Here is a 12,497-nt window from a genome sequence, read left to right on the forward strand (position 1 = left end):
GGGCCGGGGCTACGACTCCCGCGCCCCCTCGTACATCGATTCGATGAGGTCCTTGTACTCGCGCTCCACGACCGGCCGCTTCAGCTTCAGGCTGGGCGTCAGCTCGCCGTGCTCGACGTCGAGGTCACGCGGGAGCAGACGGAACTTCTTGACGGTCTGCCAGCGCTGGAGTCCCTCGTTGAGGCGCTTCACGTACCCCTCGATGAGCTGCTCGGTCTGCGGGGCGGCGACGACATCGGCGTAGGGCTTGCCCTCGAGGCCGTTCTCCTTGGCCCAGCCGAGGATGGCCGCCTCGTCCAGGGCGATGAGCGCGGTGCAGAAGTTCCGGTCGGCGCCGTGGACCAGGATGTTGGAGACGAACGGGCAGACCGCCTTGAACTGGCCCTCGACCTCGGCCGGGGCGATGTACTTTCCGCCCGAGGTCTTGATCAGGTCCTTCTTGCGGTCGGTGATGCGCAGATAGCCGTCGGCCGAGAGCTCGCCGATGTCGCCGGTGTGGAACCAGCCGTCGGCCTCCAGGACTTCGGCGGTCTTCTCCGGCAGCCCGTGGTAGCCCTCCATGATGCCGGGGCCGCGCAGCAGGATCTCGCCGTCGTCGGCGATGCGGACCTCGGTACCGGGGAGCGGCTTGCCGACCGTGCCCGTGCGGTAGGCCTCGCCCGGGTTGATGAAGGACGCCGCGCTGGACTCGGTCAGTCCGTACCCCTCGAGGATGTGGATCCCTGCGCCGGCGAAGAAGAAGCCGATCTCGGGGGAAAGCGCGGCCGAGCCGGAGACCGCGGCGCGCAGCCGGCCGCCGAAGGCCTCACGGAGCTTGGAGTAGACGAGAGCGTCGGCGATCTTGTGCTTGGCGCTGAGCCCGAAGGACGCCGACGCCGTACCGGTGCGGCGGAAGTTGTCCTGGGTCTCCTTCGCGTACGCCCGCGCCACGCCCGCGGCCCACTGGAAGATCTTGTACTTGGCCCCGCCGCCCTCGCGGGCCTTGGCGGCGACGCCGTTGTAGACCTTCTCGAAGATGCGGGGCACGGCCGCCATGTACGTCGGCTGTACGACGGGCAGATTCTCGATGATCTTGTCGACGCGGCCGTCGACGGCGGTGACGTGCCCGACCTCGATCTGGCCGGACGTCAGCACCTTGCCGAAGACGTGCGCGAGGGGCAGCCACAGGTACTGGACGTCGTCCTTGGTGACCAGGCCGGTCGCGGCGATGGCCTTGGCCATGTAGGCCCAGTTGTCGTGCGGCAGCCGGACACCCTTCGGGCGGCCCGTGGTGCCCGAGGTGTAGATGACCGTGGCGAGCTGCTCGGAGGTGATCGCCTCGACGCGCTCCTTGACCGCGCCGGGGTTCTTGGCGAGGTACTGGTTGCCGCGGGCCTCCAGATCGGCGAGGGAGACGACCCAGCCATCGGGGTCGCCGTCGGCCGGCTCGGCGGCTGCGGCGTCGATCACGACGACGTGCCTCAGGTTCGGCAGCTCGGCCCGCCGCTCGCGGGCCTTGGCCAGCTGCTGGGCGTCCTCGGCGACCAGCACGCGGCTCTCGGAGTCGGCGAGGATGTACGCGGACTCCTCCGCGTTCGTCTGCGGGTACACGGTCGTGGTGGCCGCCCCCGCGCAGAGGATGGCGAGGTCGGTGAGGATCCACTCGACCCGGGTGGTGGAGGCGAGGGCGACCCGCTCCTCGGGCTGCACGCCCAGATCGATCAGGCCCGCCGCGATCGCATACACCCGCTCGGCCGCTTCACCCCAGCTCAGCGACTTCCAGTCATCGGGCCCCCGGCCGGACGGCACCGGGTAGCGGTAGGCCTCCGCATCGGGAGTGGCCGCCACCCGCTGGACGAAGAGAGTCGCCACGGAGGGCGGGCGGTTCTCGATCAGGGTCTGTGCGTCGGTCACGACATCCTCCGGGCCTGCTGCTGCGGCGTTGCTGCACGACTGGCTGATTGCCCCTGGGGACACGATTGTTTAACTCGCGAGTAACCCCTCGGGCGTTGTCAGGGTAGAGGGCACGGCTCCGCCACGTAAGGGGCTACAGGCTGCCGCTTCATAACGAACAGGCCCCCGCGCGGGAGCGCAGGGGCCTGTGGGGCGGATCAGGCGGACCGGGGCGTTTGGTGCTTCTGAGCTACTGGACACCCACTGCGAGCCACTCTCCAAGCGTGCCCTCCGGGCCGCGTCCGGCGTCGGCCGGAGCCGTTCGGGCCGCCCGGAGCCGGGCCGGCTCTCGCCGGCCCGACTGCTTCTCCCCTACTTCTTCGCCTTGCCGCCCCCGGAGTCGTCGCTGGAGAGCACCGCGATGAAGGCCTCCTGCGGCACCTCCACGGAGCCGACCATCTTCATCCGCTTCTTGCCTTCCTTCTGCTTCTCCAGCAGCTTCCGCTTCCGGGAGATGTCACCGCCGTAGCACTTGGCGAGGACGTCCTTGCGGATGGCGCGGATGGTCTCGCGGGCGATGACCCGGGAGCCGATCGCGGCCTGGATCGGCACCTCGAACGCCTGCCGGGGGATGAGCTCCCTGAGCTTGGCCACGAGCCGCACACCGTACGCGTACGCCGCGTCCTTGTGGGTGATGGCGGAGAAGGCGTCGACCTTGTCGCCGTGGAGCAGGATGTCGACCTTGACGAGCGAGGCGGCCTGCTCCCCGGTGGGCTCGTAGTCGAGGGAGGCGTAACCGCGCGTCTTGGACTTCAGCTGGTCGAAGAAGTCGAAGACGATCTCGGCGAGCGGAAGTGTGTAGCGGATCTCGACCCGGTCCTCGGAGAGGTAGTCCATGCCGAGCAGCGCACCGCGGCGGTTCTGGCAAAGCTCCATGATCGAGCCGATGAACTCGCTCGGGGCGAGGATCGTGGCCCGAACGACCGGCTCGAAGACCTCGTCGATCTTGCCCTCGGGGAACTCGCTCGGGTTGGTGACGATGTGCTCGCTGCGGTCCTCCATGATCACCCGGTAGACCACGTTCGGCGCGGTCGCGATCAGGTCGAGGCCGAACTCGCGCTCCAGCCGCTCACGGATCACATCGAGGTGGAGCAGGCCGAGGAAACCGACGCGGAAGCCGAAGCCGAGGGCGGCGGAGGTCTCGGGCTCGTACACCAGGGCGGCGTCGTTGAGCTGCAGCTTGTCGAGGGCTTCGCGCAGCTCGGGGTAGTCCGAGCCGTCCAGCGGGTACAGGCCGGAGAACACCATCGGCTTGGGGTCCTTGTAGCCCCCCAGCGCCTCGGTGGCGCCCTTGGTCTGCTGGGTGATCGTGTCACCCACCTTGGACTGACGGACGTCCTTCACCCCGGTGATCAGGTAGCCGACCTCGCCGACGCCGAGACCGTCGGCGGCCAGCATCTCGGGCGAGTTGGTGCCGATCTCCAGCAGCTCGTGCGTGGCGCCGGTGGACATCATCCGGATGCGCTCGCGCTTGCCCAGCTGACCGTCGATCACACGGACGTAGGTCACGACACCGCGGTAGGAGTCGTAGACGGAGTCGAAGATCATCGCGCGGGCGGGGGCGTCCGCGACGCCGACCGGCGCGGGGACGTCCTGGACGACCCGGTCCAGCAGGGCGTCCACACCGACACCCGTCTTCGCCGAGACCCTCAGAACGTCCGACGGGTCGCAGCCGATGAGGTTGGCCAGCTCCTCGGAGAACTTCTCGGGCTGCGCCGCCGGCAGGTCGATCTTGTTGAGCACCGGCACGATGGTGAGGTCGTTCTCCATCGCGAGGTAGAGGTTGGCGAGGGTCTGCGCCTCGATGCCCTGGGCGGCGTCCACCAGCAGGACCGTGCCCTCGCAGGCGGCCAGCGAACGGGACACCTCGTAGGTGAAGTCCACATGGCCCGGGGTGTCGATCATGTTGAGGATGTGGGACTTGCCCTGGCCCTCGCCCGTGGTGGGCGCCCAGGGCAGGCGGACCGCCTGGGACTTGATCGTGATGCCACGCTCACGCTCGATGTCCATACGGTCGAGGTACTGAGCGCGCATCTGCCGCTGCTCGACCACGCCGGTCAGCTGGAGCATCCGGTCGGCAAGGGTGGACTTGCCGTGGTCGATGTGCGCGATGATGCAGAAGTTGCGGATCAGTGCCGGGTCGGTACGGCTCGGCTCGGGCACATGGGTAGGGGTCGCGGGCACGCAGGGTCCTGATTCTTGAGCGCCGAGCGCTCGTCTCGGGTCGTGTCGGATCGATACGCAGCCTCCATGGTCCCACGGCCGGGGCGCTGCGCTCGGTTTGGGCCGCCAGGACCGTCGCTGGTAGCCTGGGCAGCTGTGTCTCGTGTGCCCTCTCAGCTGCGAGCACAACTCTGATAGATCATCGAACCTGAGAAGGCTCTTTCGTGGCGAACATCAAGTCCCAGATCAAGCGGAACAAGACGAACGAGAAGGCGCGCCTGCGCAACAAGGCCGTCAAGTCGTCGCTCAAGACCGCGATCCGCAAGGCCCGTGAGGCTGCCGCCGGCGGCGACGTCGAGAAGGCCACCGTGGCCGCTCGCGAGGCGTCCCGCAAGCTCGACAAGGCCGTCTCGAAGGGTGTCATCCACAAGAACGCCGCTGCCAACAAGAAGTCGGCGCTGGCTGCCAAGGTTGCCACCCTGCAGGGCTGAGCCCTGCCATCCCCGGGAGGCGACTCCCGGACTCCGGCAGCACCCTCGCGGGTGACTCGCCGGACGACTTGATCGCCGGGCGGACCAAGCGGGCCCTCTCTCATCCGCTCCCACCCGGCACCCCGGACTCGCACGCGGCCTGCGTTCGCCACGCGGGTGCGAGCCCAGCACTTCCCGGCCTTCGAGCCGGACCACGAGACCCCGTCTCCCCGCTCTTCCCCAGAGCGAAGAGGCGGGGTTTCCGGTTTCCGGGCGAGCCCGGGGCCGTAGGGGGGCGGCAGGGGCGGCAGTTGGCCGTGCGGGCGCGCGCCCGATCGGGCGCGGATCGGGAACAGATCCGGAACAGATCCGGAACAGATCGGGTGCGGACGGCTGGGATGCAGTCGGCGGGGCGCGGCGTGCCGCACGGACGACGCAAGGAAGCGGACGACGCAAACAAACAGCCCCAGGGCTGTGTCAGCGGTCGCGGCGAGCCGCTGCCGCTGCCGCTGCCGCTGCCGCTGCCCGGTCCGCGCTGGCCAGCAGGAGAGCCCGTCTGCGGGGCCACCACATCAGGTCGGCCACGAGGAGCACGACCAAAAGCCACGAGGCGATCATCTCGCCGATGGAGCCCGACACGGTGTCGTACCCGGCGAGAGCCAGCGCGAGCACGGTCACGAGCAGGACAACCCAGCGCCGCAGTCGGTCCTCCTCGGCTGCCCGGTGCAGGGCGGCGGCGTACTCGGCGACCGAGGGTGCCAGCCGGGGATCGCCGATGGCGTCGCCTCGCCGGGTGGCGCGGACCACGGCCGCACGGTCGGCGGAGTTCATGCCCCTGGCCGCAGGCCAGAGCCTGTCCATCCGGCGCGCCACCCGGATCCCGTAGAACAGGCTCAGCACCACGAAGACCACCGCAGCGCCCGGCCATGACTGCGCCTCGATGAGAACGAAAGCCCCGAAGAAGGCCCCGGCGGCAAGACCGGCACCCGCAGCCCGGACCGCCGGCCCCCGCTGCCACATCCAGCCCGGAACGAGAATCACCCGTTCACGGTGGCCATCACCGGTCGGGGAAGCAACCACCGCACCGGCACGTCGACCCCGGCACATGCACACGGCTCACATGCGTGAGCCGTGTGCATGTGCCGGGGCGAACGGAGACGGCAACGGGCGGAAGGGGGTGGCGGGAGATCGGGGTCCGGACAGCCGGCGTCCGGACGGACTGAGAGAGTGGACTTGAGGTACGGAGGTCAAGCGCGGGCGCGGCGTATCGGCGCCGACGTGGTGTATCAGCGGCGCGGACGCGGCGTACCAGCGGCACGGGCGCGGCGCATCAGCGGCACGGACGCGGCGTACCAGCGGCACGGACGTGGCGTACCAGCGGCACGGGCGCGGCGCATCAGCGGCGCAGTCGCGCCGCCCTCGCCACCGTGACCACGGCCTTCTCCAGCGCGTACTCCGGGTCGTCGCCACCGCCCTTGACGCCCGCGTCCGCCTCGGCGACCGCGCGCAGGGCCATCGCCACTCCGTCCGGCGTCCAGCCGCGCATCTGCTGCCGCACCCGGTCGATCTTCCACGGTGGCATACCCAGCTCCCGCGCCAGATCCGCGGGACGGCCGCCCCGCGCCGACGACAGCTTGCCGATCGCCCTCACCCCCTGTGCCAGGGCGCTGGTGATCAGCACAGGAGCGACGCCGGTCGACAGCGACCACCGCAGGGCCTCGAGAGCCTCCGCCGCACGTCCCTCCACCGCGCGGTCTGCCACCGTGAAGCTGGAGGCCTCCGCACGTCCGGTGTAGTACCGCCCGACGACGGCCTCGTCGATCGTGCCGTCGACATCGGCCACGAGCTGCGAGACCGCGCTGGCCAGTTCCCGCAGATCACTGCCGATGGCGTCGACCAGCGCCTGACACGCCTCGGGAGTCGCCGAGCGTCCGAGCGCCCGGAACTCGGACCGCACGAAGGTCAGCCGCTCCGCCGGCTTCGTCGTCTTGGGGCAGTCGACCTCGCGCGCTCCCGCCTTGCGGGCCGCGTCGAGCAGGCCCTTCCCCTTGGCTCCGCCCGCGTGGAGCAGGACCAGGGTGATCTCCTCCGCCGGCGCGTCGAGATAGGCCTTGACATCCTTGATCGTGTCGGCGGACAGATCCTGCGCGTTGCGCACGACGACCACCTTGCGCTCGGCGAAGAGCGAAGGACTCGTCAGCTCAGCCAGCGTGCCGGGCTGGAGCTGGTCCGGAGTGAGGTCGCGTACGTCCGTGTCGGCGTCGGCGGCCCTGGCCGCCGCCACCACCTGCTGCACCGCGCGGTCCAGTAGGAGGTCCTCCTGGCCCACGGCGATCGTGACCGGGGCGAGAGGGGCGTCGTTGGGGTTCTTCCTGGTGGCCATCGCGGTCCAGCATCGCACGGGGCACCGACACTGCGGGGACGTGTCCGGCTGTCACGTGCCCGTCGGTGTCCCGCCTGCTACGACTCCTCGCGCCAGCCGTCCCAGTCCGCGACGAACGCGTCCAGCGCGGCCGCGTCCAGCCGGCCCTCCGGGTCCTCGACGACCACCAGCCACTGGGCGTCCTCGGCATCGTCCTCACCGGCCAGCGCGTCCCTCACTAGCTGGGGTTCGTCACGCACGCCGAACCGGTCCGCCACGGCTTCGACGACCTCCTCCGCTGCATCGCGGTCCGGCAGCACCAGTACATGTCTCACATCGTCCACCGCCATATTGTGCCGCTCACCGGGATTCCGGCTGACGCACCTGCGGAACCCGGTCGAGCTCCACTCCGAAGTGGTCCCGGTATGCGGCCAGTACCTCGGCGTCGTCCCCGAGCTGCCGCTCCTCCCGCTCGCCGTGCACCGTCGTGACCAGCTTCCGGCCGGCCAGGGTGATCCGGCCCTCACCGGTGAGCCGGGAGCAGACGAGGGACTGGGTGAAACCCGAAGCCGGCGAGGTGCGGTGGTACCAGGCCCCGGCCTCGAAGTCCGCCAGTGCACGCGGCCGCACGTCCACCCGGAACCGTGGCTTGCCGTCCCGGAGCACGTCGAGATCCCCTTCGGGCGCCTCGGCGATCAGGAACGTGCCCGCCGGATCGGACTGCTCGCCACGCTCCTCCAGCAACAGTGGGTGCTCGCTGTGGTCGCCGAACCCGACGTCCGCACACCAGGGCCCCGTGCCGTCCTCGGTCTCGACCCGCAGCGTGAGGTGGTCGTAAGGGATCCCCAGCCGGCCCTCTTTCCCGAACACCCGGCACTGAAGCATGGAGACGCGGAAGCCCAGACTGCGCAGCAACGCCGCGAAGGCGCCGTTGAGTTCGTAGCAGAAGCCGCCACGGCGGGCTTCCACGATCTTGTCGACGAGTGGTTCGTTCTCCAGCACCACGTCCTCGCCCAGATGGATCGAGAGGTTCTCGAAGGGCACGGAGAGCAGATGACGCAGCTGCAGTTCCCGAAGGGCCTGCGCGTCCACCCGCTGGGGGCGGGTGGCTCCGATACGGCGGAGGTAGGCGTCGACGGTCTCCGGCGGCAGTGTGGGGAGCGAGGTATCCATGTCTGCAGTCTTGTCGCGGACCCGCCGGTGCACCATCCGCTCCTGGTCCTAGGGGGTTTCTTACGGATGTCCGTGGAGGAAGGAGCGGCGTCCGGTGCGCGCTCTCGGAGTGCCGGCTGGAAGCCCTCGTACTGGCACGTACTTGGGCTTTCGGCCGGTGCGGCGAGAGTGAGGGCCGGGCGTCGCGACGCCGCGGAGATCCATCAGAAGCCCCTAGGGCGGCCGACCGAGTCGGGTATCGGTCCGCCGCCGGAGGTGCGGCGGTGCCGGGTCCACCCAAGAGTGCGGACGCCTTCTCCGCGAAGCTCGGCTGGGACCCGCGGGACCGTAAGACCTGGGGGTACACCGGATTCACTCCTGTCGTGGTGAAAGTGTGGCGCGAGGAAACTGCCCCCGCCTGCTCATGCGCGAGGGTCACTGGCTGGACCGAGCCGCGCGCCGTGGAACGGCCCGCAGTTCCCTGCCCGCGCCCGTCACGGCGATCGCTCCGTCCTCGTCTGTACGGAGCACGGCCGCCCCCTGGGCCCGCAGCGCGTCGATCGTGCGCGACGACGGATGCCCGTACAGATTGCCCTGGCCGCAGGAGATGAGGGCCAGTCTCGGGCGGGCACCCGCCAGGAGGCCGGGATGCTGGAAGGCCGAGCCATGGTGGGCGACCTTGAGGACGTCCACCGGCGGGAGACCGGGGTGGGCGCGTATCAGCCCCCGCTGAGCAGGCGGTTCCAGGTCTCCGAGCAGCAGCAGGGAAGGGCCGCCGGAAGCCCGCACGAACAGTGCGACGCTCGCGTCATTCGGCCCTTCCGGCGGCGGCCCCGGCCCACCCTGCGGCCACAGCACACGCCAGTCCAGCCGTCCCAGCCGGCGCCGCTCCCCCGGCACCGCGTGCACCACGGGAACCCCGGCGTCCGCCGCCGTGCGCCGCACGAACGCCGCCTGATCACGCGGTTCCTCGTACGGCGTCGTCTGGACCAGGCCCACCGCCCTGCCGCGCAGGACCCCGGACAGCCCTGCCACATGGTCGGCGTGAAAGTGCGTCAGCAGCAGCAGCGGGATCCGTGTGACGCCCAGTTCGCGCAGACAGCGGTCGGACAGCAAGGGGTCGGGGCCCGCGTCCACCACCACCGCCGTTCCCCGGCCGGCCGCCAGCACGGTGGTATCGCCCTGTCCCACGTCGCACATCGCGAACGTCCAGCCCGGTGGCGGCCATCCGGTGACGACCCTGGTCAGCGGTGCCGGACGCACTACCGCCAGCACCAGAACCAGCGCGCAGACAACGGCGGCACAGGGACGGCGAGCCAGCACCCGGACGGCGAAGAGGACCAGCCCGGCCGCCGCGGCAAGCAGCAGCCCACCGCTCCAGCCGCCGGGCCAGTCGGTCTCGGCGCCGGGCAGCGCCGCGCCGGTGCGGGCGACGCCCGCGATCCACCCGGCGGGCACGCCCGCGCACCAGGCGAGTACCTCGGCGGCCGGCATCGCCACCGGAGCCATGGCGAGGGCCGCGAAACCCAGAATCGTGGCGGGTGCGACCGCGAGCTCGGCGAACAGATTGCAGGGAATCGCCACCAGGCTGACGCGCGCGGCGAACACCGCCACAACCGGTGCACACAGCAACTGCGCGGCGCCGGCCGCGGCAAGTGCCTCCGCGATGCGCTCCGGCACTCCGCGCCGGCGCAGTGAGTCGCTCCAGCGCGGGGCGACGGTCAGCAGCGCCGCTGTGGCGAGCACGGAGAGGAGGAAGCCGTAGGCCCGCGCCAGCCCGGGGTCGTAGAGCACCAGCAACAGAACTGCTGCGGCCAGCGCCGGAATCAGTGACCGCCGTCGGCCGGTGCCGATGGCAAGCAGGGTGATGACCCCACAGGCTGCCGCCCGCAGCACGCTGGGCTCCGGCCGGCACACCACGACGAACGCGATGGTGAGTGCCGCGCCGGCCAGGGCCGTGGTGCGCAGCGAGAGTCCCAGTCGTGGGGCCAGCCCGCCTCGCTCGGCCAGGAGCGCTCTGCCGGGTGGGCCGATGAGCAGGAACAGCACGATGGTGAGGTTGCTGCCCGAAACCGCCAGGAGATGGGTGAGGTCGGTCGCCCGGAACGCCTCGTGGAGCTCCGGTTCGATCCGGGAGGTGTCTCCGACCACCAGGCCCGGGAGCAGGGCGCGGGCGTCCGGGTCGAGGCCCTCGGTCGCCCGGCGGAGCCCGGCGCGCAGCTCCCCCGCCGTCCGCTGGATGCCGGTCGGCGGACCGGTGACGGGTGGCGGCCCCGTGCCCCGCACTCTCAGCACTGCGGCGAAACGGCCGTCTCCGTCCAGGGGCGGTTCCGCGCGGGCCGTCAGCCTCAGGCGTGTCGACGGCAGCAGACGCAGCCACGCTTCGGCAGACCCTCCCGGTCTGGCGATCACCAGGACCGGGGCGCGGGCGGCCACCGCTGCCCCGTCCGGACCGGTGACCCTGGTGGCCTCCGCAGGGAGTGCCACCGCTCCGCCCGCCATCTGCGGGCCCGCAGTCCGGGGCCGGATCGTGCGCGGATCGCCTGCGACCGTCAACTCGGCCGTGATCCGGTCGTACTGGCGTGCCGCCTCCGGCACAGGCCCCCGGTACAGATCCGCCCCCTGCAGGCCGCCCGCACTCGCCCCCGCGGCGGCGCAGACGAGGACGGCGACGGCTGCCACCCTGTTTCCCGAGGCTGCCGGTGCCCGCCCGTGCTCAGCGGCCCGTGCCCGGCGCCGCACGGCCGCGGCGAACGCGGGCACAAGGAGCAGGGCCGCGGCGACGAGACACAGCACGGCGACGGTCGCCGGCCAGGGTGGTCGTGCAGTGAGGGCGAAGGCCGCGGCACCCCAGGCGGCCAGCGCCGGAGGAACCAGACGGAGGTCGGCCGGCTCCTGACGCACCGGCTCGCTGCCGCCGCCCCGGGAGTCCGCCACGGAGTGCGCCGCCGGGCTGCCAACTGCCGTACCGGCGGCAGGTACCCGAGATCCGCTCATGGCCGCACCAGGGGGCGGAGATCCGCGAACCTGTGGGCACCGATTCCTTTGACCTCGCGGAGCTCGTCCACCGACCGGAAGCCGGCATGTTCGGTGCGGTAGTCGACGATGTGCTGGGCGAGCACCGGGCCGACGCCGGGCAGCTCCTCTAGCTGTTCCACGGTCGCCGAGTTCAGGCTGATGGGCCCCGTGACGGGTCCGCCCTGAGCCCCTGCCACGGTCGCACCTGGCCGGCCGGCGGAGGGCCCGGGCGGCGGCACGGGGACCCCGACGATCACCTGCTCGCCGTCCATGAGGACGCGCGCCCGGTTCAGTCCGGTGAGGTCGGTGCCCGCCTTCACTCCGCCCGCCGCGCGCAGTGCGTCGGCGACGCGTGAACCGGCCGGCAGTCGCAGCACCCCTGGTCTGTGCACCTTGCCGCTCACATCGACCACGATCCGCGCCGCGCCGGCCCCCGAAGCGGGCGGAACGCCCGGTGAGGGCTCAGGCTGCGGTCCGAGTGGCGCCGAGTGCCCGGAGGATCCCGGGGTCACCGGACTGCTGTCGCGGACCAGCTGCGGTGCTCGCACCGGCTCGGGCCTTCCGGTCCAGAAGTGGTGGACGGCGAACGCCACGCCGACCACGAGGACGACCGCCAGGGCGGCCAGTGCCCTCGGCTGGAGCCCGCACCGGAGCTGGATCCACAGCGGCAGCCGCTCGCGCAGGGCATGCCGGCCCCGCTGTCCGACCGGCAGCCCGGACCCTGCACGGTCCGGTCGCGTGCGTCCGGCAGTCGGCAGACTGCGTGCAGGCCGCTCCGGGCACTCCGCCCCCGCAGTCACCGCTTGCACGGCCGCTGCCCGCACGGCCGCCGTGCCCGTGGACCCGGAGACGGCAGAGGGCACTCCCGCGAACGCGGAGACAGCGCAGGACACGGCCCCGGCCCGCCTGCCCGAGCGGGTGTCCGGCGGCCGTGCCACGAGAAGAGGCACCGTCGCCGGTCCCCGGGACGCATGCGCCGCTCCGCGGACGGGCACCTCACCGGCGTCCACCTCCTCGCCCGGAGTGCCGCGCCCCGGCAGACCGTCCGTCGCGCGCCCCGTGGCCGTGCCGGGACTCCGGTGGAACAGCGCGTCCGCTCGCTGCCGTACCGCGATCCCGGAAGCGGGACCGGCGCCGGAAGCGAGGCGCGCCTCCACGCGAGCGACGGATCGGAGCCTGGAGGCCGGAACCGAGGCCGGATCAGGTGTGTGCCCTGACGTCGGCGTCGCTGCTGTTGACGCGTCGGACGGAAGTCGCGGGCGGGCGGCCCGCCCCCTTCGCCGGCTGTCGCGGAACCGGCCGTCCGATGCCGGGGCACGGCCGGGACCACTGGTCACGGAGCGTGAGCGGTGTCTCATGCCGTCCGACGGTAGGCATATCCGCCAGTCCTCGCCGGACCG

The 12,497-nt window shown here is 71.5% G+C and carries 9 protein-coding genes; 1 reads left to right on the forward strand and 8 read right to left on the reverse strand.

The window, feature by feature from the left end:
• Window positions 1–9: 9 nt before the first annotated feature.
• Together ACTWOL_RS12495 and lepA are read right to left on the reverse strand one after the other, a co-directional pair.
• Entirely contained in the window at window positions 10–1,893 is a 1,884-nt protein-coding gene (locus tag ACTWOL_RS12495) for an AMP-dependent synthetase/ligase (RefSeq protein WP_474296734.1), read from the reverse strand.
• 351 nt (window positions 1,894–2,244) lie between these two features.
• On the reverse strand, window positions 2,245–4,116 hold the full coding sequence (lepA, locus tag ACTWOL_RS12500; protein ID WP_474296735.1) for a translation elongation factor 4: 1,872 nt from the start codon (window positions 4,114–4,116) through the stop codon (window positions 2,245–2,247).
• 203 nt (window positions 4,117–4,319) lie between these two features.
• Here lepA and rpsT point away from each other — a divergent pair, with 203 nt between their 5' ends.
• Window positions 4,320–4,586 (forward strand): 30S ribosomal protein S20, encoded by a 267-nt coding sequence (gene rpsT, locus ACTWOL_RS12505; protein WP_474296736.1) that lies wholly within the window; start codon window positions 4,320–4,322, stop codon window positions 4,584–4,586.
• 456 nt (window positions 4,587–5,042) lie between these two features.
• Here the strand turns inward: rpsT and ACTWOL_RS12510 are convergent, their stop codons facing one another.
• The 6 genes from ACTWOL_RS12510 to ACTWOL_RS12535 form a co-directional block, all read right to left on the reverse strand.
• Complete coding sequence (locus tag ACTWOL_RS12510) at window positions 5,043–5,606, reverse strand: hypothetical protein (protein ID WP_474296737.1); 564 nt, start codon at window positions 5,604–5,606, stop codon at window positions 5,043–5,045.
• Window positions 5,607–5,961: 355 nt separating this feature from the next.
• Complete coding sequence (gene holA, locus ACTWOL_RS12515; protein ID WP_474296738.1) at window positions 5,962–6,948, reverse strand: DNA polymerase III subunit delta; 987 nt, start codon at window positions 6,946–6,948, stop codon at window positions 5,962–5,964.
• 77 nt (window positions 6,949–7,025) lie between these two features.
• Entirely contained in the window at window positions 7,026–7,271 is a 246-nt protein-coding gene (locus ACTWOL_RS12520) for a hypothetical protein (RefSeq protein WP_474296739.1), read from the reverse strand.
• A gap of 16 nt (window positions 7,272–7,287) precedes the next feature.
• On the reverse strand, window positions 7,288–8,100 hold the full coding sequence (locus ACTWOL_RS12525; RefSeq protein WP_474296740.1) for an arylamine N-acetyltransferase family protein: 813 nt from the start codon (window positions 8,098–8,100) through the stop codon (window positions 7,288–7,290).
• 414 nt (window positions 8,101–8,514) lie between these two features.
• Window positions 8,515–11,076 (reverse strand): ComEC/Rec2 family competence protein, encoded by a 2,562-nt coding sequence (locus ACTWOL_RS12530; RefSeq protein ID WP_474296741.1) that lies wholly within the window; start codon window positions 11,074–11,076, stop codon window positions 8,515–8,517.
• Window positions 11,073–12,254, reverse strand: a complete 1,182-nt coding sequence (locus tag ACTWOL_RS12535) for a ComEA family DNA-binding protein (protein ID WP_474296742.1) — start codon at window positions 12,252–12,254, stop codon at window positions 11,073–11,075. The genes ACTWOL_RS12530 and ACTWOL_RS12535 overlap by 4 nt, the downstream gene beginning before the upstream one ends.
• Between the last annotated feature and the right edge of the window lie 243 nt (window positions 12,255–12,497).

This window comes from Micromonospora sp. IBHARD003, from assembly GCF_056106285.1.

Bases quoted from the DNA above. Each gene is read 5' to 3' on its own strand.
- ACTWOL_RS12530 (WP_474296741.1), bottom strand. From the start codon at position 11,076: ATGAGCGGATCTCGGGTACCTGCCGCCGGTACGGCAGTTGGCAGCCCG.
- ACTWOL_RS12525 (WP_474296740.1), bottom strand. From the start codon at position 8,100: ATGGATACCTCGCTCCCCACACTGCCGCCGGAGACCGTCGACGCCTAC.
- holA (WP_474296738.1), bottom strand. From the start codon at position 6,948: ATGGCCACCAGGAAGAACCCCAACGACGCCCCTCTCGCCCCGGTCACG.